Here is a 24,122-nt window from a genome sequence, read left to right as displayed (position 1 = left end):
TCACATCGTGCCATGGCCCACCGGCCCCAGCGTGATTCGACGGGCCCTCAGCCCCCGAACCAGCGGAATCCCCAGCACCGCCAGCCCCGCGCACCCGTATGCCGCCGACACCGGCAGCCCCAGGAACACCGCGTGCGCCAGCGCGGAGCCGAGCCATGTCCACAGGAAGACCGCGACCGGAACGACCAGCGCGGCCCGGTTGTCCGCCGCCGTCCGATCCCAGAGTTCCAGCAGTGCGGCCATGACCAAGCCCACGGCGAACCAGCCCAGATAGTTGGTGACCGGAATATCGCCGAGCCCCGGCAGTCCCGGCACACCCGAGCACCAGGTCCACTGCCCATCGGCCACCATCTGCGGATCCAGGAACAGATCCCAGCCCACCGCGCCCAGCGCGGTCAGCGGAATCCGCGCTCGCGCAGCCGATCCCAGCAGCCCGGCCACGATCCAGATCGGATACACCCCGCCCGTCCACGCCAGCGGCACCACCAGCGGCACGCCCGCCAGCTCCGGCCCCAGCCGCCCGCTGGCGTACTCGTAACACCCGAACGGCATTCCGGTGGCCGTCCCCACCACCTCGGCCGCCAGGCCGGCTCCGGACAGGATCACCAGCAGCCCGGCCGCCCAGCGCAATCCGCGCGTGAGGGCGGCGTGCGTCAGCGCGGTGAGCGCCGACAGCACCACGACCGCGACCGTCACCCGGTCGCGTCCGGCCCCTTGGGTCAGCGGGTACGCGATCTGCACCGCGACCAGCAGCACCGCGGGCGCCGCCGCGGCGAGCCGCCGTGTGCCGTCGTCCGAGCCGATCGCGACCGGCTCGCTCACTGCCCGGATTCCGGAGTCACTGTTCGGATTCCGGATCCGGCCGCGCGCCGGCCGCCTCTCCGGGCGTGGCCGCCTCCTCCTGATGTGGGCGGGCCTGGAAGAAGCTGGCCGCCTTGCGCGGATTCGAGCGCACGCCGCGCGGCCCGCGATGCGCCTCGTCCACGGTGGTATCCACGGCGGATTTCATGGCCTCCACGGCGATGTCCACCGTGGCCTCGGCGGCCGGAGCCCCGAGGCCCGGCACCGGATCGGGCCGGTCCGGCAGTTCCGCGCCCGGCTCGCGGCGGGGCAGCCGACCCGCGCCGCGCGGCCAGAACTCGGCGATCGCCTCGTCCTGGCGCTCCTCGAAGGTGGTGGGATCCCACTGCGCGAGGCCGTGCGCGGCGGCGGGCCGGTGGCGACGCGAATCGTCGCCTCCGGCAGCGTGTCTCGGAAGGGCCGCAGCGGGCGGCTGCTGCGGTTCGGGCTGAGGTAGAGAGTCTTCGATCATCGATTCAGTAGCGGTATCCGGGTTCGGCGTAGGTCGCGGTGGACAAGGTGTGCGACGCTGCGGCCGCTGGCACCGGAGACACCGCCACCCGGGTGGGTGGAGGCGCCGGTGAGATAAAGACCGGCTGCGCCGGGGACTCGGTGGGTGGACAGTTCGGGGATCGGCCGCCACATGAACATCTGATCCAGTGACATTTCGACATGCATGACATTGCCACCCAGCAGGCCCATTTCGCGTTCTATATCGGCGGGTGTCTGCACGAATCGCTGCCGGACGCCGCCCGCGAAACCCGGTGCGCAGGACTCGACCTCGGCAATGATGCGATCGGCCTCGCGTTCGGCGTGGTCCGCCCAGGAGCTGCCGTCGGCGAGCGCGTAGGGATGCCATTGCGCCCACAGCGACAGCTGATGCTCGCCCGGCGGGGCGATGCTCGGATCCAGCGCGGAGAAGCTCATGGCCAGCACCACCGGCCGTGGCGGCAGCTCGCCGGCCAGCGCCGCGCCGTGCGCCAACCGCAGTTGACGACGGTCGGTCACCAGCAGCTGGAGTCCGTGGGCGGATTCGCCGGTGGTCGCCCCCGGATACCGTGGCAGCTCGCTCGCCGCCGCCCGGACGACCATGCCGATGCCGGGGCCGACTCGGATGCGCCGCCGCCAGTCCCGCAGCGGCGCGGCGTCGAATCCGCCCTGCTCCAGCAGATTCAGCGTGGTGAGAATATGTGTGCCCGAAATCACGGTGTCCGCGTACAGGTTTCGGCCGCCCGCGGTCCGCACCCGCCAGCCCTTGCCCGCCCGCGCCAGGGCGGTGACCGCGTCCCCGCTTGTCACAATCCCGCCGTCGGAGCGCAAACGCGCCACCAGCGCCGCGCTCAGCGCCCCGCTCCCGCCGACCGCGCGACCCGGCGGCAGCGTGTGCATGAGCGCCGCGAACCCGACCATGGGCGCGGAGCCGGGCTCGGACATCGGCGGCCCGGATTGCGCACCCCACCAGGCCAGCGCCGCCTTCAGCCGCTCACTGTCGAAGAGGCTGTCCAGCAGCGCATCCCCGGACTGGAGGAACTCCCGCGACAGCGCGCTGCCGCCGTTCTTCGCGTCCAGCCCCCAGAACGACCGCAGCAGTCGCCCCGGCGTGGGCGCACCGGAGAACGACCGCATGACCCGCGCCGTCCGCGGTCCCCACACCCGCACGAACCGCCGGTACGCCGCGGCATCGCGCTCGCCGCAGGCCGCCGCGATGGCGGCGCAGGTCTTGTCGAGGTCCTGGTGGAAGACGATCGGCGGCAGGTCGGTCCCGGGCGGTGCGGGGGCGAAAGCCCAAGGGTCGCAGTCGATATAACGGAGCCCGAAGCGTTCCAGCCCCAGCTCCTCGATGATCCCGGTGTGCCGGATCATGATGTGCGCCGAGGAGCCGCGATCCACCTGATGGCCCGGGAACCGTTCCACCGTCGACACCGCCCCGCCCAGCACGGTATCCCGCTCGAGCACCTCCACCCGGTGCCCGTCGCGGGCGAGATAACAGGCGGCGACCAGCGCATTGTGGCCGGAGCCGATGATCACCACTGGCACAGCGTCTCTGGTTCGCGCACTCACAGGGGAAGCCGCCGCCCGAGCACCGCGAACCGCCGGGTATCGCCGGAGAAGATGAAATGCCGCACCACGTCACCGAATCCGGCCCGCCGGTACAGCTTCCAGGCCCGATTCGCCTCCCGATCCACCTCGGGCGTGGACAGCAGCACGGTCCGTTCCGGCCGGTTCTGCAGCAGCCGGGTGAGCAAGGTCTCCCCGATGCCGCGTCCCTGCGCGCTGGGGTGCACATGCAGTTCGGTCAGCTCGAAGTAGTCCGAAAGCAGGTCGCGCGCCGCGTGTTCGGGCCACCCGGTGCGCCGCATGCCGCTGTACACCTGCTGATGCCACCACTGGTGCGGCGCACCGTGATACCCGTAGGCAATGGCCACGATCGGCGCGGTGCGCAGGTCCAGCCGGCCGTCGTCATCGGGCAGCACCGCGGCCACGGCCTGCCAGCCCGGCCGGGTGGTGTGCTCGGTCCACATGGGCGCCCGCTGGTGCTCGGTGCCGCGCGGATAGTCCATGGCCGCGACGTAGACCGCCAGGGCATCGGACAGCCGGGCGCGCAGGGTCGCGGCCGAAAGATCGACGACGACGGGTGCGGGCGTGGTGTTCGGGGTTACGGCGGTCATCGGGCAGGCGCGGCTCTCGTTGGCGGCGGACAATGGGTCCGACGATAGCGCCGATGCCGTGCACCGGAACTTGTCGGTGGGTCTCTCTATATTCAAACTCAATTGAATCCTTCGAATACCTGTTCGATCTTCCTAGAGGCCCGAGTGCCGGGATTGTCGGGGGTATGCGAGTGGGGAGGTACCCGATGACCGGTGGAAATCAGCGCCCGGCTCACCCTGGCCGAGCCGGTGAACTACTGCGGCGCGCCGACAATCTGCTCATGCAGGCGGCGGGGGAGAAGGAGCCGGCGGAGCGTTTCCGCACCGCCTACCTGGCGGCACTGCGCGGCGCGGGCGCGGTGCTGGCTCTCACGGGCGCCGACCGCGCTCCCCGGGCCCGCTCCCGCAATGCCTGGGTGCTCATGCAACACGCCGCACCGGAATTCGTGATGTGGGCGGATTACTTCAGCGCCCAGTCCGAGACCCGCGCCGCCCTGGAGGCCGGCCTGCCGCGGCCCGTGGATGATCAGCGCGCCGACGAGTTCTCTTCGCGGGTAGGGGCATTCCTGCACGACGTGGAAGATCTGCTGGCCTCGGCGGCCAGGTTGAAGCCCTCGACGGGGTGGGTCGCCGGAATGCTGGCGTGAGTATCGGCGAGTAGGTGGTCGCACTCTGATCGAACTCGTATTATTGGTGGCAGACAGCCGCCAAGGTCGGCTATCTGTCGCTATCCCGGAGGCGACTGCCACTACCTAGTGCCGGGGGAGGTACCGTGCCACTCTCCGAGCACGAGCAGCGCATGCTCGAACAGATCGAGAGCGCGCTCTATGCTGAGGATCCCAAGTTCGCCTCGACGGTCCGGGGCGGACGGCTACGTTCTGCCACCGGACGACGCAGACTTCAAGCAGCAGCGCTCTTCGCCATCGGCTTGTTCCTACTCGTCGCGGGTATCGCGGCGCCGATCAAGCTGGGCGACTTCCCGATCATCTCGCTCATCGGCTTCATCGTCATGTTCGGCGCCGGTGTGCTGTTGCTGATCGGTGGCCCCCGAATGAATTCGCAGGGCACCCGCGGTACCGATGCGAATCCCACCCCCGGCGCCGGTCCGGCCGGCCGGGGCAAACAGCGCAAGCAGGGCGGGTTCTCCTCCCGTATGGAGGACAGGTTCCGCAGAAGGTTCGAGCAGGACAACTGATCTCCGCAGTGGGCGCCTCGCACCCGTGCGAGGGCCGAGCATGATCGGCTAACTGAAACGAGCGCGACACGCCGTGGCGCCACACCGATTCGAGGTGTGGCGCCACGGCGTTTCTTGTGCATCTTTGTACGGCGTGTCGGACGTCCCCGGGACTCCCCACAGCTCCCCACGAAGATCCCCCACCGCGCCCCACGCGTGCCGGAAATGCGCGCTATCTGCGGGTTTGCTGGTAGTTGTCGGGTCCCCGTCGGCGCGCGTCGCGCGTGTCGGGGGAACTGCGAGGAAATCTCCCCACACCCGTGATAGCTGGTGTGACCTGCGAAGTTCGCCAACCGGGGACCGAGATCACCGCCGCTTTCGATTGAAAGTGGGGGAAAGTGGGGTAATGTGGAGCGCGCACTACAGGGAGCCGAACAGTCGAGGGGTGATCCGGTAGGAGGTGTCGGGACTTGTTTCTCGGGACCTATACCCCCCGATTGGACGACAAAGGGCGACTCACGTTGCCTGCGAAGTTCCGGGACGAGCTGGCGGGAGGGTTGATGGTCACGAAAGGACAGGACCACAGCCTTGCCGTTTATCCGAAGGACGAGTTCACCGCGCTGGCGCGGCGAGCCGCGGCCGCATCCCGGTCCAACCCGCAGGCACGGGCTTTCGTCCGGGCGTTGGCGGCCTCCACCGATGAACAGCGGCCGGACGCACAGGGCCGGATCATGTTGTCGGCCGAACACCGCCGCTACGCGAACCTGACGAAGGACTGCGTGGTGATCGGCTCGGTCGACTTTCTCGAAATATGGGACAAGGCGGCGTGGGATTCGTACCTCGCCGAGCACGAGGAGGATTACTCGCAAGCCAGAGACGAGTCGCTGGGCGGGATTTTCTAGCCCGCAGCGAGGCGAGTGCCCTGCGGCCTCTGCCCGACACCGACCCTGACGTACTTCCCCAACGCCAGGTGCGGTGCTTCGGTCAGAGACCACGGGGCATTGGCCACCGCCACTGAGACATTCAGTGAAGTCCGAATCGCAAGCGACCCGCGCGGCCGTGCGAACGAACGTGAGGCAGGATCCGGGAGGGCTCAATGGACCGCAGCAGTGACGGCCCCCGCCATGTTCCGGTTCTCCTCCATCGCGCAGACGAAATCCTCGGTCCCGCACTGGAATCCGTCGACGGCGCCGTCTACCTGGACTGCACGCTCGGGCTGGGCGGGCATGCCGAGCACTTCTTGCGGACCTATCCGAATATCCGCCTGGTCGGGCTGGATCGCGATACCAATGCGCTGAAGCTGGCCGGTGAGCGACTACAGCCGTTCGCCGACCGGATCACCTTGGTGCACACCAGGTATGACGGCATCGCCGACGCGCTCGAGGAGGCCGGGCTACCGGCCCGGGGTTCGGTGCGGGCGATTCTCATGGACCTGGGCGTGTCCTCCATGCAGCTGGACGAGGCCGACCGGGGCTTCGCCTACTCCATCGACGCGCCGCTGGATATGCGGATGGACTCCAGCACCGGCCCCACCGCGGCCGACATCCTCAACACCTACAGCCACGGTGAGCTGGCCCGGGTGCTGAAAACCTATGGCGAGGAACGATTCGCGGGCAAGATCGCCGCCGAGATCGTGCGCCGCCGCCAGCGCACCCCCTTCACCACCAGCGCCCAGCTGGTGGAGCTGCTCTACGACGCCATTCCCGCGGCCTCCCGCCGCACCGGCGGCCATCCGGCCAAGCGCACCTTCCAGGCGCTGCGGGTGGAGGTCAACCGGGAACTCGAATCCCTGGAAGCCGCCCTGCCCGCCGCCCTCGATGCCCTCGCGCCGGGCGGCCGCATCGTGGTCATGAGCTATCAGTCCCTCGAAGACCGGGTGGTCAAGGCGGAATTCGCGAAGCGTGCGGCCTCGCGCACCCCGCTGGACCTGCCCGTCGAACTGCCCGGGATGGGACCGGAATTCCGGATCCTCACCCGCGGTGCGGAAAAGGCGACACAGCAGGAGATCGACGAGAACCCGCGGGCCACTCCGGTGCGCATGCGGGCGGCGGAACGGATCGCAGGGGAGGAGCAGTCATGAAGTTCCGGAATCGACGCCGACGGGTGTGCTCGTTCGGAGCCGCCCTATGACGATGCAGAAGCAGGCGACGGGCCGGGGGGCTCGTCGGGTGCAGGCCGCGGAACGGGTGAAATCCGGTGCGGCGCAACGGGCCTACGCGCGTCGGCGCAGCCGCGAACAGGGCCGGGTGGAACTGCCGCCGATGCTCAAGCGCACCGGGGCGCCCATGCCGCGCGGCCGGATGTCGTTCGTGGCCACCATCATCGCGCTGCTGGGCTGCGGCCTGGCGCTGACCCTGCTGCTCACCACCCGCGCCACCGAGGACAGCTATCAGCTCAGCGATGCGCGCAAGACCAACCGGCAGCTCTCCGATGAACGCGATGCCCTGGCGCGCGAGGTCGAGGCCGCCGATTCCGCGCCCGAATTGGCCGCGCGCGCGGCCGAACTGGGCATGATCCCGGCCAAGGATCCGGCCCGCCTGGTGGTGGGCCCGGACGGCCAGGTGATCGTGGTCGGGGAGCCCAAGCCCGCCTCCGGTTCGCCCGTCCCCCCGCTCAATACCACCCCGCCCGCGCCGTCGGCGCTGCCGCCCGCACTGGTGCAGGCCCAGGGCGAGCAGATCATACCGGTGACCACCACCGCGCCGCCGACGCCGAATGCGCCGGCCACCGTCCCGAATCCGGCCCAGGCGCCGCAGCAGCTGGCGAATGCGCCGCAGCAGCCGGGGCAGCAGAATCCGGCGCCGCCGAATCAGCTCCCGCAGCCGCCCGCGCCGTCGGCCCCATCCTTGCAGGCGGCGCCGGATGGGGCGGCTCGATGAGCCCTTCGGTCCGCGGCCGCGACTCCGGCCGGGGCCGTTCCGATTCCGCCCGGGGGCGTACCGCCTCCGGCCGGGGCCGGTCCGGCTCGGGCCGAGCGAGTTCCGGGCCGGGCCGTCAGCACAGACCGCGACCCGCTCCGGGAATGGACGCTTCCACGCGGTTCCGGTTCGGAGTGGGTCGCATCGTCATGCTGGTGGCCCTGCTGGTGACCGCCGCCCAATTGCTCTGGATCCAAAGCATTTCCGCGCCGAAGCTCTCGGCGGAGGCGGCCGATCAGCGCAGCGTGACGCTCGCGGACCCGGCCACCCGCGGGCCGATCCTGGATCGCTACGGCAAATCGCTGGCCTTCACCATCGCCGCCAAGAAGCTCAGCTTCCAGCCGGTGAAGGTGCGCAAGGATCTCGCCGACGCGCACGCCAAGCGGTCCTCGGCGCCGGAACCGGACGCTCGACTACAGGCCATTGCCAAATACATTCACGAGAAGCTGGGCGCGGCGGCGCCGGAGAAGGATGTGCTGGCCAAGCTGCGCAGTGACGATCCGTTCGTCTACCTGGTGCAGAACGTGGACCCGCGCATCGCCTCCGATATCAGCCTGAAGTTTCCCGAGGTGGGCGTCGAACGCCAGGACCTGCGCGAGTATCCCGGCGGCTCACTGGCCGCCAATGTGATCGGCGCGACCGGCTGGGACGGGCACGGGCAGATCGGGCTGGAGTCCGCCATGGACGCCATCCTGGCGGGTACTGACGGGTCCATGACCTATGACCGCGGCTCCGACGGCGCGGTGATCCCGGGCAGCTGGCGCGACCGGCAGCCCGCGGTGAACGGCCACGGCGTGGAGCTGACGCTCGATTCGGACCTGCAGTACTACGTGCAGCAACAGGTGCAGCAGGCCCGGGAGCTGTCCGGCGCCCAGGCCGCCTCGGCGGTGGTGCTGGACGCGCACACCGGTCAGGTGCTGGCCATGGCCAATGACAACACCTTCAATCCCGCGCTGGGGCCCGAACATTGGTCCTCCTCCGATCTGGGCAACCCGTCGGTGCAGGAGGTCTTCGAGCCCGGCTCGGTGAACAAGATCGTCACCGCGGCCGCCGCCATCGAGTACGGGCTCACCAATCCCGATGAGGTGCACCAGGTTCCAGGTGAGATCTTCACCGGCGGCGTCACCGTGCACGATGCCTGGGAGCACGGCACCACGCCGTTCACCACCACCGGCATCTTCGGCAAGTCCTCCAACGTGGGCACGCTCATGCTGGCGCAGCGCATCGGCGAGGACCGCTACTACGACATGCTGCGGAAATTCGGCCTGGGCCAGCGCACCGGCGTGGGCCTGCCGGGCGAGAGTCCCGGCGTGCTGCCCGCCCGCGATCAGTGGTCCGGCTCGACCTTCGCCAACCTGCCCATCGGCCAGGGTCTTTCGATGACGACCCTGCAGATGACCGCCATGTACCAGGCCATCGCCAATGACGGCGTGCGGATTCCGCCGCGCATCGTGAAGGCCAAGATCGCCCCGGACGGCTCCCGCACCGAGGAGGAGCAGCCGGAGGGCGTCACCGTGGTGAGCCCGCGGACCGCGCAGACGTTGCGGCAGATGTTCCAGTCGGTGGTGCAGCGCGATCCGCGCGGCGTGCAGACCGGCACCGGCGCGCCGGCCTCCATCGAGGGCTATCAGATCGCCGGGAAGACCGGGACGGCGCAGCAGATCGATCCGAAGTGCCGCTGCTATTCGACCGACCGCTACTGGATCACCTTCGCCGGTATCGCGCCGGCCGACAATCCGCGCTATGTGATCGGCATGATGCTCGACGCGCCGGTGCGCAGCTCCGACGGCAGTGGCGGCGGATCGGTCGCGCCGCTGTTCCACAGCATTGCGTCCTGGGCCCTGCAGCGGGATCGGGTGCCGCCGTCGCCACCGGCCAAACCGCTGATTCTGCAGGCGAGTTAGAGCAGGTAAGGGATGGACGTGATGTGTACCGCCCCCGGCGCGCGCACCGGCGGGTGACGGAACTGCGCCGTGCCGATCGCACGGCGATCCAACACAGGTAACCTGACTCGTCGATCCGAATCCGTGGACCGAAAACGTATGGCCCGGATTCACACCAGACCAGATTCCGAGAGGAGCTTCGTGCCCGCGCAGACCAACCCGCAGGTGCTCCGGCCCACCGCACCGCCGGTGACCGCCCTGCGCGAGGTGGCCACACGCACGGGCGCGCGCCCGGTGCAGGACTCGATACCCGAGGACGTGCGGATCACCGGCATCGAGCAGCGCTCGAACGCCGTGCAGCCGGGCGATCTGTTCGCCGGACTGGCCGGGGCGAAGGCGCACGGCGCCCGGTTCGCCCGGGACGCGGTGGCGCGCGGCGCGGTCGCGATTCTCACCGATCCGGCGGGGGCGGAGCTCATCGGCGATATCGAGGTGCCGGTGCTGGTGCACGACGCGCCGCGCGCGGTGCTCGGCGAGTTGTCCTCGGCTCTTTACGGTGATCCGTCTCGCAAACTGCGCATCGTGGGCATCACCGGCACGTCCGGCAAAACCACCACCTCGTATCTGGTGGAGGCCGGGCTCGCGGCCGCCGGGCTGCGCACCGCGCTGATCGGCACCATCGAGACCCGCATCGGCGGCGTGCGCGTGCCGAGCGCCCTGACCACCCCCGAGGCCCCGCAGCTGCACGCCATGTTCGCGCTCATGGTCGAACAGGGCGTGCAGGCCGTGGTCATGGAGGTCTCCAGCCACGCCCTGGCGCTGGGCCGCGTGGACGGCGTCAGCTTCACCGTCGGCGCGTTCACCAACCTGTCCCAGGACCACCTCGACTTCCACAGCGATTTCGAGGACTACTTCGCCGCCAAGCGCCGCCTGTTCATTCCGGACGGACCGAACACCGCTGCCTCGCCGCGCCCTTCGGTGGCCGCGCGCACGTCGGTCATATGCGTGGACGACGAGTGGGGCAGCCGCCTCGCCGGTGAAATCGCCGACGATCTGAACCCCGGGGAGCACGCCGGGATGACCGGGGAGGCCGGCGTTGCCGCACGGCCCGGCCTGGTGACCGTCGCGACTCGTCCCGGCGTGCAGGCCGACTGGACTGCGAGCGCGGCGACTGCCGGCGTCGGCGGCATCCAGGAGTTCACCGCCGCGGGCCCGCGGGGAGACGTCGATGTGCGGCTGCGGCTGCCGGGTGCGTACAACATCGCCAACGGGCTGCTGGCCGTGGCCGTGTGCGCGGCGGCCGGGGTCCCGGCGGCGACCGCCGCGGCGGCGCTGGGCGAGGTCGACGTGCCCGGGCGCATGCAGCGCGTGGACGAGGGGCAGGACTTCCTGGCGGTGGTCGATTACGCGCACAAGCCCGCCGCCATCGAATCGGTGGTGGCCACGCTGCGCGCCCTGCTCGCCGAACGGGGCGCGGGCCGGCTGGCGGTGGTGGTCGGCGCGGGCGGTGACCGCGATGCCGGGAAGCGCCCGTTGATGGGGGCGGCGGGGGCGCGCGGGGCCGATCTGCTCATCATTACCGACGACAATCCACGCGGTGAGGATCCCGCGGCCATCCGCGCCGCGGTCCGGGCCGGGGCCGAACAGGTTCCCCCGGGCGAACGCGGTGAGGTCCGGGAGGTGGGGGACCGGGCCGCGGCGATCGCCGCCGCCGTCGACTGGGCGCGACCCGGTGACGTGGTGCTGATCGCGGGCAAGGGACATGAGACAGGGCAGGAGATTTCAGGCGTGAAGCACCGCTTCGACGACCGCGAGGTGCTCGCGGCAGCGCTGTCGCGGAAGACGAGGGACCTGACGCATTCATGATCGAGATGACTTTGCGGGAGATCGCGGACGTCGTGGGCGGTACGCTGCACGACGTCCCGGATCCCGACGCGAAGGTCACCGGGACGGCCGAATTCGATTCGCGCCGTATCGATTCCGGTGACCTGTTCCTGGCGCTGCCGGGAGCGAACGTGGACGGCCACGACTTCGCGGCCCAGGCCCGCGCGCAGGGCGCGGTCGCGGTGCTGGCCGCGCGGCCGGTGGGCGTGCCCGCCATCGTGGTGACGCCGCAGCCGCACGCGAGCCGGGCCATCGCGCTGGCGCACGACGCCGACGGCTCCGGCGCGGCCGTGCTGGAGGCCCTGGCCAAGCTGGCCCGCGTCAGCGTGGATCGCCTGGTGGCGGCCGGCGGGCTGACCGTGGTCGGCGTGACCGGCTCCTCGGGCAAGACCTCCACCAAGGATCTGATCGCCGCCGCCCTGGCCCCGCTGGGCCCGGTGGTGGCGCCGCCCGGCTCGTTCAACAACGAGATCGGGCATCCCTGGACGGCTTTGCGCGCCAATGCCGATACCCGCTTCCTGGTGCTGGAGCTGTCGGCCCGCGGCCCGGGCCACATCAAGGCGCTCACCGAGGTCGCCCCGCCGGGCGTCGGCGTCGTGCTCAATGTGGGCACCGCGCACCTGGGCGAGTTCGGCAGCCGGGAAGTGATCGCGCAGACCAAAGGCGAACTGGTGGAAGCCCTTCCGCCGACCGGCCTGGCCGTGCTCAATGCCGACGACCACCTCGTTGCCCGGATGGCCGAGCGCACCCGGGCGCGCGTGGTGACCGTCGGCCAGGCGTCGACCGCCGACGTGCGGGCCACCGATGTGGTGCTCGACGAGCAGGCGCGGGCGCGATTCACCCTGCACCACAAGGGCGAGAGCGTGCCGGTGCGGCTCGCCGTGCACGGTGAGCACCAGGTCGGCAATGCCCTCTCGGCCGCCGCCGTGGCCCTGGAGCAGGGCGCGGACCTGGCGACGGTCGCCCGGGCGCTGGGCGAGGCCACCGCGGTGTCGGAACGCCGCATGGATGTGCGGACCCGCGCCGACGGCGTCACCGTCGTCAACGACTCCTACAACGCCAACCCGGATTCCGTGCGCGCTGCCCTGAAAGCGCTCGTCACCATGGCCAAGTCGGGCGCCGAGCCGCGCCGCAGCTGGGCCGTGCTCGGCGAAATGGGCGAGCTGGGCGAGGAATCCGTTCTCGAACACGACAAGATCGGCCGCCTGGTGGTGCGCCTGGACGTGGATCAGCTCGTCGTGGTGGGCGCGGGCCGTCCGGTGCGCGCCATGTTCCAGGGGGCCGTGCAGGAAGGTTCCTGGGGTGAGGAAGCCATACACGTGCCGGATATCGAATCCGCCATCGCACTGCTGGACGACGAGCTCGGGCCGGGTGACGTGGTGCTGGTGAAGGCGTCGAAGTCGGTGGGCCTGTGGGCCGTGGCCGAGCATCTCGTGGAGGCCGCCCGATGACTCAGATTCTGCTCTCGGCGGCCATCGCGCTCGCCGTGTCCATCCTGCTCACCCCCGTGGTGATCAGGTATTTCGCCAAACAGGGCTTCGGCCAGGAGATCCGGGTCGACGGCCCGGAATCGCACAAGGCCAAGCGCGGCACCCCCACCATGGGCGGCGTCGCCATCCTGGCCGGCATGTGGGCCGGTTACCTGGGCTCGCACCTGATCTCGATGAGCTACGGCGAGCCCGGCCCGTCGGCCTCGGGCCTGCTGGTCATGGGCCTGGCCACCGCGCTGGGCGGCGTCGGCTTCCTCGACGACCTGATCAAGCTGCGCAAGCAGCGCAATCTGGGTCTCACCGCGGCCGGCAAGTACATCGGCCAGCTCGGCTCGGCGGTCATCTTCGGCGTGCTGGCGCTGCAGTTCAAGGGCGCCAATGGATTGACCCCCGCCAGCCGCCACCTGTCCTACACCCGGGACATCACGACGGTGTCCATGGGCGTGGTCATCTTCCTGTTGTTCGTCAGCCTGGTGGTCGTGGCCTGGTCCAATGCGGTCAACCTGACCGACGGCCTGGACGGTCTGGCGGCCGGTTCCATGTCACTGGTGCTGGGCGCGTACATGATCATCACCTTCTGGCAGTGGCGCAATGCCTGCTCGACCCATCCGGAGGCGGGCTGCTACAACGTGCGCGATCCGCTGGATCTGGCGCTGGTCTGCGCCGCCGGCGGCGCGGCCTGCATCGGCTTCCTGTGGTGGAATGCCGCGCCCGCCAAGATCTTCATGGGCGATACCGGTTCGCTGGCGCTGGGCGGCCTGCTCGCGGGCCTGTCCGTCACCACCCGCACCGAGCTGCTGATGGTGGTCATCGGCGCGCTGTTCGTGATGGAGGCGCTCTCGGTGATCCTGCAGGTGGCGGTGTTCCGCACCACGCGCAACCGATTGTTCAAGATGGCACCGTTCCATCATCACTTCGAATTGAGCGGATGGGCCGAAACGACTGTGATCATACGATTCTGGTTGCTGGCCGGCATGGCGTCGGCAATCGGTCTTGGCCTGTTCTACAGCGATTACCTTTCCGCGGTCGGGTGAGTGAGAAGCAATGGTCGAACATTCTCCGCGGGTTCTGCGTTCACCGGGACCCATGCTCGAATTCCTGCGTGGGCGTGACGTTCTCGTCGCCGGCTGGGGCGTCTCCGGCCGGTCGCTGATCGAACCGCTGCACGATATCGGCGCCCGGCCGATCGTCACCGACAATGGCGAGAAGGCCCTGGCCGAGGCCGCCGAACTGGGGCTGGCCACCGCCACCTGCGCCGAACTGGCCGAACCCGGTGCGCTGCAACGGTTCGCGCTGGTCATCACCAGCCCGGGCTGGCGGCCGGATTCGCCGGTGCTGGCTTCGGCGGTCACCGAGGGCATTCCGGTCTGGGGCGACGTCGAGTTCGCGTGGTGGGTGGATCAGGCCCGCATCTACGGGCCGGTCCGCAAGTGGCTGGTGGTGACCGGCACCAATGGCAAGACCACCACCACCCAGATGACGCACTCCATCCTGCGCGCGGCCGGGATTCCCTCGGTGGCCTGCGGCAATATCGGGCTGCCCATCCTGGACGCGCTGCGCCGCAATCCGGGCCCGCAGGTGCTCGCGGTGGAACTGTCCTCGTTCCAACTGCATTGGGCCCCCTCGGTCCGCCCGGAGGCGGGTGTGGTGCTGAATGTGGCCGAGGATCACCTGGATTGGCACGGCGGCCTGGACGCCTACGCCGCGGCCAAGGCGCGCGCGCTGACCGGGCGGGTCGGCGTGGTCGGCCTCGACGATCAGGTCGCGGCCGCGCTGGCCCGAAAGTCCAAGGCGCGCCGCACCGTCGGCTTCCGCATCGGCGTGCCCGCCGACGGCGAACTGGGCGTGGTGGACGGCAAGCTGCTCGATCGCGCCTTCACCAAGGCCGCCATCCTGGCCGAGACCGGCGATATCAGCCCGCAGGGACCGGCCGGTGTGGCCGACGCCCTCGCCGCCGCCGCGCTCACCCGGTCCATCGATGTGGCCCCGCAGTTCGTGAAAGAGGGCCTGCAGGAACACAAGGTGGGCCCGCACCGCGCCGCCTTCGTGCGCGAGCTGTCGGGCGTCGAGTTCGTGGACGACTCCAAGGCCACCAACCCGCACGCCGCGCGCTCGTCGATCTTGGCCCACCAGAACGTGATCTGGGTGGCCGGCGGTCAGCTCAAGGGTGCGAATGTGGAGGACCTCGTCGAGGAGGTGCGCGAGCATCTCGTCGCCGCCGTGCTTGTGGGCGTCGACGCGCCCGTGATCGCGGCCGCACTCGCGCGACACGCGCCCGATGTCCCGGTCGTGACGCTGGGTTCGGGGGACGATCGAGGAATGGGTGACCCCTTCACCGAAATCGAGCCCGAAGCGGTGATGGCCCGCGCGGTCCGGGTGGCCGCCGGATTCGCCACCCGCGGCGACACCGTGCTGCTGGCCCCGGCCGCGGCCTCGCTGGACATGTTCGCCGACTACACGCATCGCGGCCGCAGTTTCGCCGCGGCGGTGCAGGCCCTGGACGAGAAGGACATCGGGAGCCCGCAGTGAGCGCCGCGCCGCGGCGGGCCGCCCGGTCGGCGGCCCCCGCGTCGCGACCGGCGGCCAAGACCGCGGCCCGGCGGCCCGCCGCGGGCTGGTTCGCGGTCTGGCTGTCCCGCCCGCTGGCGTCGTTCCATCTCGTGGTGGCCATCGCGGTGCTGCTCACCGTGCTCGGCCTGGTGATGGTGCTCTCCGCCTCCAGCGTGGAGTCCTATGCCGGTGGCAAGTCCGCGTATTCGCTGTTCATCCAGCAGGCGGTGCTGGCGGCCTTCGGCGCGGTGCTGTTCTATATCGCGCTGCGGATTCCCATGCGGCTCATGCGGCAGCTGTCGTTCCCGGTGTTCGTGCTGTCGGTGATCCTGCTGGTGCTGGTGCTCATTCCCGGCATCGGCACCGAGGTGCAGGGCTCGCGGCGCTGGTTCGACCTCGGCTTCGTCTCCGTGCAGCCCTCCGAGATCGCCAAGGTGACCCTGGTGGTGTGGGGTTCGCACCTGCTGGCCTCGCGCATGAGCGAGAAGGCCGGGTACAAGGACATTCTCATGCCCTTGGTGCCGGCCGGCCTGATCGTGTGCTTCCTGGTCGTGCTGGAACCCAACCTGTCCACCACCATCGCGCTGGGCATCGTGCTGGCCTCGCTGCTGTGGTTCGGCGGACTGCCGCTGCGCATGTTCGTCACCATCGCGGTCTCCGGCGGTGTGGCGGCGGCGATCCTGGCGCTGTCGGCCGGCTACCGCTCCGACCGTATGCGCGCGTTCTTCAATCCGGGTGACGATCCGCAGGGCATCGGCTATCAGGCCCGCCAGGCGCTGTATTCGCTTGCCGACGGCGGCATCTGGGGCCGCGGGCTGGGGCAGTCCCGGGCCAAGTGGAGCTATCTGCCCAACGCGCACAACGATTTCATCTTCGCCATTATCGGCGAGGAGCTCGGATTTCTCGGATGTGCGCTGGTACTCGGGCTTTTCGCGCTGTTCGTCTATACCGGCCTGCGCATCTCGACCCGCTCGATCGACCCGTTCCTGCGGCTGCTGACCGCCTCGGCCACCACCTGGATCACCGGTCAGGCGCTCATCAATGTCGGCTATGTGGTGGGGTTGCTGCCGGTGACCGGTCTGCAGCTGCCGCTGGTCTCGGCCGGCGGTTCCTCGCTGGCCATCACCCTGTTCATGTTCGGCATCATCGCCAATGCCGCCCGGCACGAGCCGGAGGCGGTGGCGGCGCTGCACGCCGGGCAGGACGGCCGGGTGAGCCGACTGCTGCGCCTGCCCAAACCCGAGATGTATTCGCCCGCACGGGCGCAGGCCGCGCGATCGCGGCCGAAAGCCAAACCCAAGCCGGGCAAGGAGGCCAAGATCAAAGGCGCGCCCCCGCGCCGGGCGCTACCGCCCGGCGGCCGCGGCCGGGGCGGCTCCGATCCGGTCCCGCGCCGGTCGATAGATTCGGACTCGGCCCGGCGCACCAGCCGCTCCACCGAATCGTGGCGCAGCACCCGCGCCTGGGAGCCCAGCTATCCAATGAGACACGCGAGAGACGAACGAGGTAAGAGGTGACAGTGGAGCGGCCGCGCTCGGAGATCGTGCCGGAACTCGACGCGCGCCCGGTTGTCGCCCCGGCGGCAGTATCGTGGCGGACGCGAATCGTTCTGGAGGTGGCAGGTCGTGACTGAAGCACCGGATACCGAACAGACGGGGGCCGAGACGGTGGTGCGGGAAACCGACCTGCCGGAAGAGTTGCAGCGGGTGCACATGATCGGCATCGGCGGCGCGGGTATGTCCGGAATCGCCCGGATTCTATTGTCGCGGGGCGGCATGGTGTCCGGATCGGACGCCAAGGAGAGCCGGGGCGTGCTGGCGCTGCGGGCCCGTGGCGCGCAGGTGCGCATCGGTCACGCGGCCGACGCGCTGGACCTGCTGCCCGATGGCCCGACCGCCGTGGTCACCACCTATGCCGCCATCCCCAAGACCAATCCCGAACTGGTGGAAGCACACAAGCGCGGCGTGCCCGTGCTGCTGCGGCCCACCGTGCTGGCCTCGCTCATGCAGGGCCACAAGACGCTGCTGGTCTCGGGCACGCACGGCAAGACCTCGACCACGTCCATGCTGGTGGTCGCCCTGCAGCACTGCGGTTTCGACCCGTCCTTCGCGGTCGGCGGCGAACTCAACGAGGCGGGCACCAATGCCCACCACGGCACCGGCGGCATCTTCGTGGCCGAGGCCGACGAGAGCGACGGCTCGCTGCTGCAGTACGCGCCGGACGTCGCGGTGGTCACCAATATCGAATCCGACCATCTGGACTACTTCGGCTCCGATGAGGCGTACGTCCAGGTCTTCGACGATTTCGTGGACCGGCTGCAGCCCGGCGGTCGGCTGGTCGTCTGCGTGGACGATCCGGGCTCGCTGGGGCTGGCGCAGCGCACGGTGGCCCGGCTCGCCGGCGACCCGCGCGGTATCGAGGTGATCGGGTACGGTTCGGGCGAACTCGCCGATTCCTCCGTGCCGCTCGGGGCCCGGCTCGAATCCTGGGAACCGCGCGATGTCGGCGGGGTGGCGGTGTTCCAGCTCTCCGACGAATCCGCCCCGCGCACGCTGCGGCTGTCGGTGCCCGGCCGCCACATGGCCCTCAATGCCCTCGGCGCACTGCTGGCCGCCCGCGCGGGCGGCGCCGATCTCGGCGAAATCATCCAGGGCCTGGAGGGTTTCGGCGGTGTGCACCGGCGCTTCCAGCTGACCGGGCGGGAGAACGGCGTCCGCGTCTTCGACGACTACGCCCACCATCCGACCGAGGTGCGCGCGGTGCTCTCCGCCGCCGCGGAACTGGTCGCCCAGGAGGCCCGCGACGGCGCGCGCTCGCGGCCGGGCCGGGTCATCGTGGTCTTCCAACCGCACCTCTACAGCCGCACCGCCACCTTCGCGACCGAATTCGGCGCGGCCCTGTCCCTCGCCGACGAGGTCGTCGTGCTCGACGTCTACGGCGCGCGCGAGGAACCGCTGCCCGGCGTGAACGGCGCGCTGGTGGCCAATGCCGTCACCAAACCCGTGCACTACCAGCCGGATATGTCGCGCGTGGGCCGGCAGGTGGCCGCCCTGGCCCGCCCCGGCGATGTCGTGATCACCATGGGCGCGGGCGATGTCACCATGCTCGGCAGCCAGATCCTCGACGGGCTGCGGGCGCGGCCGGCGCACGGGCGGTAAGCGCCCATGCGTTCGGGTGGGGGAGCGGACGACGGCAGAGCGGCCGACGCCGCGGACGACTGGGACGAGGACGAGGCGCCCGGACCGGGCCCGGATCGGGCCGCGGCCGCCGCGGCCCGGCGGGCCCGGCTGCGGCGCGGGCGCCCGGACTCCCGGCTGTCCAGGGCCTGGCGGTCACCGCGGGTGCGCATCGGCACGGCGGTCGGTGTCGTGCTGCTGATCGCCCTCGGCGCGGTCGCCTACTTCACGCCGGTGCTGTCGGTGCGCACGGTGCGCGTGGACGGCCTCGCCGCCGTGGGGGAGCAACAGGTTCTCGATGCGCTGGAAGTCCCACGGGGACTGTCGATGCTGCGCATCGACACCACCGCCATGGCCGAACGCGTTGCCGCCCTGCCCAAGGTGCGATCGGTGCGGGTGCAGCGGGTGTTCCCGTCCAGCGTCAAGGTGACCGTCGAGGAGCGCACCGCCGTGCTCTGGTTCGACAGCCCGGAGGGGCCGCACCTGGTCGATTGGGACAGCGTGGAATTCGCGATCGAGCCGCCGCCGCCCGGCATTCCCAGACTGGTCACCCCGCATCCGGGCGGCGCGGATCCGGCCACCCGGGCCGCGGTCGCCGTGCTCGCCGCCGCGCCGCCGGACCTACGCCTGCAAGTGGGAGAGATTGCGGCCCGTTCGGTTTCGGATATTGCCCTCGAGTTGCGCGACGGCCGGACCGTGCTGTGGGGCGGCGAGAGCGATTCGGCGCGCAAGGCCGCCGTGGTCGGGCCGCTGCTCACCCAGCCCGGCACGGTGTTCGACATTTCGAGTCCGAATCTGGTCACGGTAAAGTGAGCGATACCCGTTGGGCCGCCGAAATATTCGGCGGCTTGCCGGAATGTCACCGTCGGCGACTATCCGGCACCGGAGAGCAACCGTCCACGATACGATGCCAGGTGGGGTCGGACGAGGTGAATCACACAAGATTCTGACACTCGTTTCGGCGCGCCTGCGCCCGTAACGCGGTGGTGGCTAATACCGTTCCGCACCAGTCGGATACTTGACATAACGCTAAACCTATGGTTGAGGCTTTATCGGACCGAGACCAAAGATTCAGCGTCGGTCAGGTATTCGAAGACGACAGCTGTTTCAGATCGAAGGAAGGCGAACGCCCATGACGCCCCCGCACAACTACCTTGCTGTGATCAAGGTCGTCGGTATCGGCGGCGGCGGCGTGAACGCCGTCAACCGAATGATCGAACAGGGACTCAAGGGAGTCGAGTTCATCGCGGTCAATACCGACGCGCAGGCGCTGCTGATGTCCGATGCCGACGTCAAGCTCGATGTCGGCCGCGAACTCACCCGCGGACTGGGCGCCGGCGCCGATCCGGAGGTGGGCCGCAAGGCCGCCGAGGATCACAAGGACGAGATCGAAGAGGTGCTCAAGGGCGCCGACATGGTCTTCGTGACCGCCGGTGAAGGCGGTGGCACCGGCACCGGCGGCGCGCCCGTCGTGGCCAGCATCGCCCGCAAGCTGGGCGCGCTCACCATCGGTGTCGTCACGCGGCCGTTCTCGTTCGAGGGCAAGCGCCGCAGCAATCAGGCCGAGGCCGGCATCCAGGCGCTGCGCGAGTCCTGCGACACGCTGATCGTCATCCCCAACGACCGCCTGCTGCAGCTCGGCGACGCCGCGGTCAGCCTCATGGACGCCTTCCGCTCCGCCGACGAGGTGCTCCTCAACGGTGTGCAGGGCATCACCGACCTGATCACCACCCCGGGCCTGATCAATGTCGACTTCGCGGACGTCAAGTCGGTCATGTCCGGCGCGGGCAGCGCGCTCATGGGCATCGGCTCGGCCCGCGGTGAGGGCCGGTCGGTGAAAGCCGCCGAGGCGGCCATCAATTCGCCGCTGCTGGAGGCGTCGATGGACGGTGCGCACGGCGTGCTGCTGTCGATCGCCGGCGGCTCGGATCTCGGCCTGTTCGAGATCAACGAGGCGGCCTCGCTGGTGCAGGAGGCCGCCCATATCGAAGCCAACATCATCTTCGGTACGGTCATCGACGATTCCCTCGGCGACGAGGTGCGGGTCACGGTGATCGCCGCGGGTTTTGACGGTGGCACTCCCGCCCGTCGCATCGAGCCCACGGTCGGTCGTACCGGGAGTTCTTTCGGCACGGCTCGCGCGAGTGCCGGAGAAGTCAGCAGCCGTGCCGAATTCACCACCGCCCGCACGCCGGATCCGGTCCAGTCGCGGCCGGAGCCTGCGCCGCCGATCAGCCAGACGCCGCCGTCTGCCGGCCGGGGCCCGGCGCCGTCCTACGAATCGCCACGGCCTGCGGTGGATCCCACGGTGGCTCACAACTCCCGCAACCACATCCAGCCGCCCGACGCGGACGACGATGATGTGGACGTGCCGTCGTTCATGCGGCGGTAGATAGAGAGAATGGCTGTGGTGAGCCGCGCTCCGGAACCGGAGAGAGCGCGGTACCGCCACTGTTGATACGACGCGCCCGCAGATGAGCGGGCGCGTTCGCTGTTCTGTGCTGAATACGGTTTTGGCTGTGTTTGATTTGTGGGGGACACCCCCACGGCCCCCGGCGGGGGACACCCCCGCACCCCCGCAGGGGCTAGCCCCCGCACCCCCACAAGGGGCTCCGCCCCTTGACCCCGAAGACTGTCGGGCGGATCGCGGGAGGGCCGCTGCGCCGGAGTACGGATGGCGGGGAGGGCGGCTGCGCCGGAGCGCGGATGGCGGGGAGGCGGCTGCGCCGGAGTACGGATGGCGGGGAGGCGGCTGCGCCGGAGCGCGGATGGCGGGGAGGCGGCTGCGCCGGAGTACGGATCGCGGGAGGGCGGCTGCGCCGGAGCACGGATCGCGGGGAGGGCGGCTGCGCCGGAGTACGGATCGCGGGAGGGCGGCTGCGCCGGAGTACGGATGGCGGGGAGGCGGTTGCGCTGGGGTGCGGATCGCGGGCGGGCGGCGGTTGCGCTGGAGTGTCGGTCGCGGGTGGGCGGTTGCGCTGGGGTGTGGTTGGCGAGTGGGGGATTGCCCGGTGGTGGCTACTACGCTCGGGGGCATGACTTCTGCGGCACCGGTTTATCGGACTCGGCGGGTAGTGACGACGCGGGCGGGGGGCTTCTCTGTTGCGCCCTATGACTCGTTCAATCTTGGGGACCATGTCGGGGATGATCCGGAGGCGGTGCGGCGCAATCGGGTTCGGCTTGCGGAGAGTATCGGGCTGGATCCGGGGCGACTGGTCTGGATGGAACAGATTCACGGGCGGAATGTGGAGATCGTGGACGGGCCGCGGAGTGAGCCGGTGCCTGCCACGGATGCGCTGGTGACGACGCAGCGGGAGGTGGCGCTGGTGGTGCTCACCGCGGATTGCGTGCCGATTCTGCTGTCCGATGACGAGGCGGGGGTGATCGCGGCGGTGCACGCGGGGCGGATCGGGGCGCGGATCGGGATCGTGCCGCGGGTGCTGGAGGCCATGGTGTCGGTGGGGGCGAAGGCGGAGCGGATCGGCGCGTTCCTGGGACCGGCGGCCAGTGGTCGCCAGTACGAGGTGCCCGCCGCCATGCGCGCCGATGTGGAGGCGCATCTGCCGGGGAGTGCGACCACGACCGCCAAGGGCACACCGGGGCTGGATCTGCGGGCGGGGATCCGGCGGCAGCTGGAAGCGGCGGGTGTGGGCGCGGTCGCGGTGGATCCGCGGTGCACCATCGAGGACAAGACCCTGTTCAGTCACCGGCGCGGCGCGCCGACAGGCAGACTCGCCGGTGTGATTTGGATGTCATCGGAGGGGAACGCAGAATGACCGAGATTCACGACGTCGCAACCGGTTCCGGTCCGGGCGCTGCGGCGCGGGCCGATGCGGGCGGCGAGGCGCGCATCACTGGATCGCCGGAACGCATCGCGCAGCTGTCGGCGGCGCTGACCGCCCTCGAGGCGCGTATCGACGCAGCGTGCGCGGCCGCCGGGCGCGATCGCGCCACCGTGCGGCTGCTGCCGGTGACCAAGTTCCATCCGGCCTCGGATATCGAGATCCTCTATGGACTGGGCCTGCGCGAGTTCGGCGAATCGCGTGAGCAGGAGGCTTCCGACAAGGTGGCGCAGTTGCGCCATCTGTCGCATGTGCGCTGGGAATTCATCGGGCGGTTGCAGCGCAACAAGGCGAAAAGCGTTGCACGCTGGGCGAATACCGTCTATTCGGTCGACTCCGACCGGTTGGCGACGGCCCTGGACGCCGGGGCCGCCGCGGCCCTCGAGGCGGGGCAGCGCGCCACCCCCTTGCGCGTACTGCTGCAAGTCAGCCTGGATGCCGATCCGGCCCGCGGCGGCGTCGAGGAGACCGAGTTGCTCGCCCTCGCCGACCGCGTTGCACGGTCTGCATCGTTGCAGCTCGGCGGCCTGATGGCGATTCCGCCGCTGGACCTCGAACCGGACGTCGCCTTCGCCCGCCTGGCGCGCCTGCACGCCGCTCTGCTGACCGAACATCCCCAGGCCACGGAGCTGTCGGCGGGCATGTCAAACGATTTGGAGGCCGCGATCCGCCATGGATCGACGTGCGTGCGTGTCGGTACCGCTTTGATGGGCGCTCGACCGATAACCTCGGCGTAGCAAAGAAACCTCATCAGTCACATTTGAAACATATGCTTGGTGACAGACGAGGACTGAGCAGGACAACACCCCAGGCCAACCGGGGCCGAAGGAAGGTCGACCAGATGAGCACGCTGCACAAGTTCAAGGCGTACTTCGGGATGGTTCCGCTCGAGGATTACGAAGACGACTACGTCGACGACCGCGGACCCCGAGGCGGCGCCGAGGAACGCGGTGGTGCGCGTCGTTCGTCCCGGTCCTACGCCGAGCGTGAATACGACCGTTACGCCGACGATCGCTACGACGACGAGCCCGCCTACTCCGAGCCGCCGCCGTACAAGGCCCCGTACAAGCCGGGGTACAGCGTGTCGCGCCGGGACGACTACGCCGACGAGTACCCGGACGACCGTTACGACGCGCCGCGCCGTCCCACCCGTATCGACACCGCCCCGTCCAGCCGCACCCGCTCCATGGGCGGCAGCGCGCCGGCGATGCGCGGCGCCACCCGGGGTGCGCTCGCGGTGGACACCGACGCCGAGCGTCGCATGGAAGAGCTGCGGATGGAGGAGCGCCGGGTCGAGCCGCCCGCGCCCCGCCGTTCCCAGATCTTCGAGGACGGAGGGCCCTTGTCCAAGATCACCACGCTGCGCCCGCGCACCTATGCCGAGGCCGCCATCATCGGCGAGCGCTTCCGCGACGGCACCCCGGTGATCATGGATCTGGTGGAGATGAGCAACTCCGACGCCCGTCGCCTGGTGGACTTCGCCGCGGGCCTGGCCTTCGCGCTGCGCGGATCCTTCGACAAGGTCGCGACCAAGGTCTTCCTGCTGTCGCCGGCCGATGTGGACGTCTCCGCCGAGGAGCGTCGCCGGATCGCCGAAAACGGCTTCTACAACCAGAAGTAAGAGCACCGCCACGACCGGCGCGAGGGCCGGGCGTGAAGGGCTGCAAACACCTGGCAGCCGTCAACGGGGGTTAGTGGCGCGTTTGTGACGCCTATC

At 70.0% G+C, this 24,122-nt stretch carries 21 protein-coding genes; 17 read left to right on the top strand and 4 right to left on the bottom strand.

Going from position 1 to position 24,122, the window contains the following annotated elements; all coding sequences use genetic code 11:
* The 4 genes from ACYQ5L_RS26710 to ACYQ5L_RS26695 are packed head-to-tail and all read right to left on the bottom strand — an operon-like array spanning window position 1 to window position 3,509.
* On the bottom strand, window positions 1-804 hold the full coding sequence (locus tag ACYQ5L_RS26710) for a carotenoid biosynthesis protein (protein WP_459963555.1): 804 nt from the start codon (window positions 802-804) through the stop codon (window positions 1-3).
* A 34-nt stretch (window positions 805-838) separates the two neighbouring features.
* Complete coding sequence (locus ACYQ5L_RS26705; RefSeq protein ID WP_459961016.1) at window positions 839-1,312, bottom strand: hypothetical protein; 474 nt, start codon at window positions 1,310-1,312, stop codon at window positions 839-841.
* Window positions 1,309-2,877, bottom strand: a complete 1,569-nt coding sequence (locus tag ACYQ5L_RS26700) for a phytoene desaturase family protein (protein WP_459961015.1) — start codon at window positions 2,875-2,877, stop codon at window positions 1,309-1,311. The genes ACYQ5L_RS26705 and ACYQ5L_RS26700 overlap by 4 nt, the downstream gene beginning before the upstream one ends.
* A gap of 20 nt (window positions 2,878-2,897) precedes the next feature.
* Complete coding sequence (locus ACYQ5L_RS26695; RefSeq protein ID WP_379203774.1) at window positions 2,898-3,509, bottom strand: GNAT family N-acetyltransferase; 612 nt, start codon at window positions 3,507-3,509, stop codon at window positions 2,898-2,900.
* A gap of 185 nt (window positions 3,510-3,694) precedes the next feature.
* On the opposite strand from ACYQ5L_RS26695, the gene ACYQ5L_RS26690 reads away from it, so the two are divergent.
* The 17 genes from ACYQ5L_RS26690 to ACYQ5L_RS26610 all read left to right on the top strand — a co-directional run bounded on the left by ACYQ5L_RS26690 (window position 3,695) and on the right by ACYQ5L_RS26610 (window position 24,026).
* Window positions 3,695-4,135 (top strand): SAV_6107 family HEPN domain-containing protein, encoded by a 441-nt coding sequence (locus ACYQ5L_RS26690; protein WP_379203749.1) that lies wholly within the window; start codon window positions 3,695-3,697, stop codon window positions 4,133-4,135.
* A gap of 125 nt (window positions 4,136-4,260) precedes the next feature.
* On the top strand, window positions 4,261-4,683 hold the full coding sequence (locus tag ACYQ5L_RS26685) for a DUF3040 domain-containing protein (protein ID WP_459961014.1): 423 nt from the start codon (window positions 4,261-4,263) through the stop codon (window positions 4,681-4,683).
* A 449-nt stretch (window positions 4,684-5,132) separates the two neighbouring features.
* On the top strand, window positions 5,133-5,564 hold the full coding sequence (mraZ, locus tag ACYQ5L_RS26680) for a division/cell wall cluster transcriptional repressor MraZ (RefSeq protein ID WP_067547369.1): 432 nt from the start codon (window positions 5,133-5,135) through the stop codon (window positions 5,562-5,564).
* A gap of 194 nt (window positions 5,565-5,758) precedes the next feature.
* A complete protein-coding gene (gene rsmH / locus ACYQ5L_RS26675) occupies window positions 5,759-6,742 on the top strand; it encodes a 16S rRNA (cytosine(1402)-N(4))-methyltransferase RsmH (RefSeq protein ID WP_459961013.1) in 984 nt (327 codons plus the stop codon).
* A 46-nt stretch (window positions 6,743-6,788) separates the two neighbouring features.
* Window positions 6,789-7,541, top strand: a complete 753-nt coding sequence (ftsL, locus tag ACYQ5L_RS26670; protein ID WP_459961012.1) for a cell division protein FtsL — start codon at window positions 6,789-6,791, stop codon at window positions 7,539-7,541.
* A gap of 143 nt (window positions 7,542-7,684) precedes the next feature.
* The gene (locus ACYQ5L_RS26665; protein ID WP_459961011.1) at window positions 7,685-9,484 is read left to right on the top strand and encodes a peptidoglycan D,D-transpeptidase FtsI family protein; all 1,800 of its coding nucleotides are present in this window, start codon (window positions 7,685-7,687) and stop codon (window positions 9,482-9,484) included.
* Between the two features lie 138 nt (window positions 9,485-9,622).
* The gene (locus ACYQ5L_RS26660) at window positions 9,623-11,329 is read left to right on the top strand and encodes a UDP-N-acetylmuramoyl-L-alanyl-D-glutamate--2,6-diaminopimelate ligase (RefSeq protein ID WP_459961010.1); all 1,707 of its coding nucleotides are present in this window, start codon (window positions 9,623-9,625) and stop codon (window positions 11,327-11,329) included.
* Window positions 11,326-12,798: a UDP-N-acetylmuramoyl-tripeptide--D-alanyl-D-alanine ligase gene (locus tag ACYQ5L_RS26655; protein WP_459961009.1), complete on the top strand. Its 1,473-nt coding sequence runs from the start codon at window positions 11,326-11,328 to the stop codon at window positions 12,796-12,798. Before ACYQ5L_RS26660 ends, ACYQ5L_RS26655 begins: the two co-directional genes overlap by 4 nt.
* Window positions 12,795-13,871: a phospho-N-acetylmuramoyl-pentapeptide-transferase gene (mraY, locus tag ACYQ5L_RS26650; protein ID WP_379203763.1), complete on the top strand. Its 1,077-nt coding sequence runs from the start codon at window positions 12,795-12,797 to the stop codon at window positions 13,869-13,871. Before ACYQ5L_RS26655 ends, mraY begins: the two co-directional genes overlap by 4 nt.
* Before the next feature lie 52 nt (window positions 13,872-13,923).
* The gene (gene murD, locus ACYQ5L_RS26645) at window positions 13,924-15,366 is read left to right on the top strand and encodes a UDP-N-acetylmuramoyl-L-alanine--D-glutamate ligase (RefSeq protein WP_459963554.1); all 1,443 of its coding nucleotides are present in this window, start codon (window positions 13,924-13,926) and stop codon (window positions 15,364-15,366) included.
* Window positions 15,363-16,904 carry a putative lipid II flippase FtsW gene (gene ftsW, locus ACYQ5L_RS26640; protein WP_459961008.1) on the top strand — a complete coding sequence of 514 codons (1,542 nt, stop codon included), beginning with the start codon at window positions 15,363-15,365 and terminating at the stop codon, window positions 16,902-16,904. The genes murD and ftsW overlap by 4 nt, the downstream gene beginning before the upstream one ends.
* Window positions 16,905-17,099: 195 nt before the next feature.
* Window positions 17,100-18,545, top strand: coding sequence for a UDP-N-acetylmuramate--L-alanine ligase (gene murC, locus ACYQ5L_RS26635; RefSeq protein ID WP_459963553.1), 1,446 nt, complete (start codon window positions 17,100-17,102; stop codon window positions 18,543-18,545).
* A gap of 6 nt (window positions 18,546-18,551) precedes the next feature.
* Window positions 18,552-19,376 carry a cell division protein FtsQ/DivIB gene (locus tag ACYQ5L_RS26630; protein ID WP_459961007.1) on the top strand — a complete coding sequence of 275 codons (825 nt, stop codon included), beginning with the start codon at window positions 18,552-18,554 and terminating at the stop codon, window positions 19,374-19,376.
* 319 nt (window positions 19,377-19,695) lie between these two features.
* Window positions 19,696-20,955, top strand: coding sequence for a cell division protein FtsZ (ftsZ, locus tag ACYQ5L_RS26625; RefSeq protein ID WP_459961006.1), 1,260 nt, complete (start codon window positions 19,696-19,698; stop codon window positions 20,953-20,955).
* A 643-nt stretch (window positions 20,956-21,598) separates the two neighbouring features.
* Window positions 21,599-22,339 carry a peptidoglycan editing factor PgeF gene (pgeF, locus tag ACYQ5L_RS26620; RefSeq protein WP_459961005.1) on the top strand — a complete coding sequence of 247 codons (741 nt, stop codon included), beginning with the start codon at window positions 21,599-21,601 and terminating at the stop codon, window positions 22,337-22,339.
* On the top strand, window positions 22,336-23,142 hold the full coding sequence (locus tag ACYQ5L_RS26615) for a YggS family pyridoxal phosphate-dependent enzyme (protein WP_459961004.1): 807 nt from the start codon (window positions 22,336-22,338) through the stop codon (window positions 23,140-23,142). Before pgeF ends, ACYQ5L_RS26615 begins: the two co-directional genes overlap by 4 nt.
* A 104-nt stretch (window positions 23,143-23,246) precedes the next feature.
* On the top strand, window positions 23,247-24,026 hold the full coding sequence (locus ACYQ5L_RS26610) for a cell division protein SepF (RefSeq protein ID WP_459961003.1): 780 nt from the start codon (window positions 23,247-23,249) through the stop codon (window positions 24,024-24,026).
* Window positions 24,027-24,122: the final 96 nt, after the last annotated feature.

It is taken from the genome of Nocardia sp. IFM 10818 (assembly GCF_054655275.1).
The sequence above is the reverse complement of the archived record's forward strand: the minus strand, read 5'-3'. Positions and strand labels throughout refer to the sequence as shown.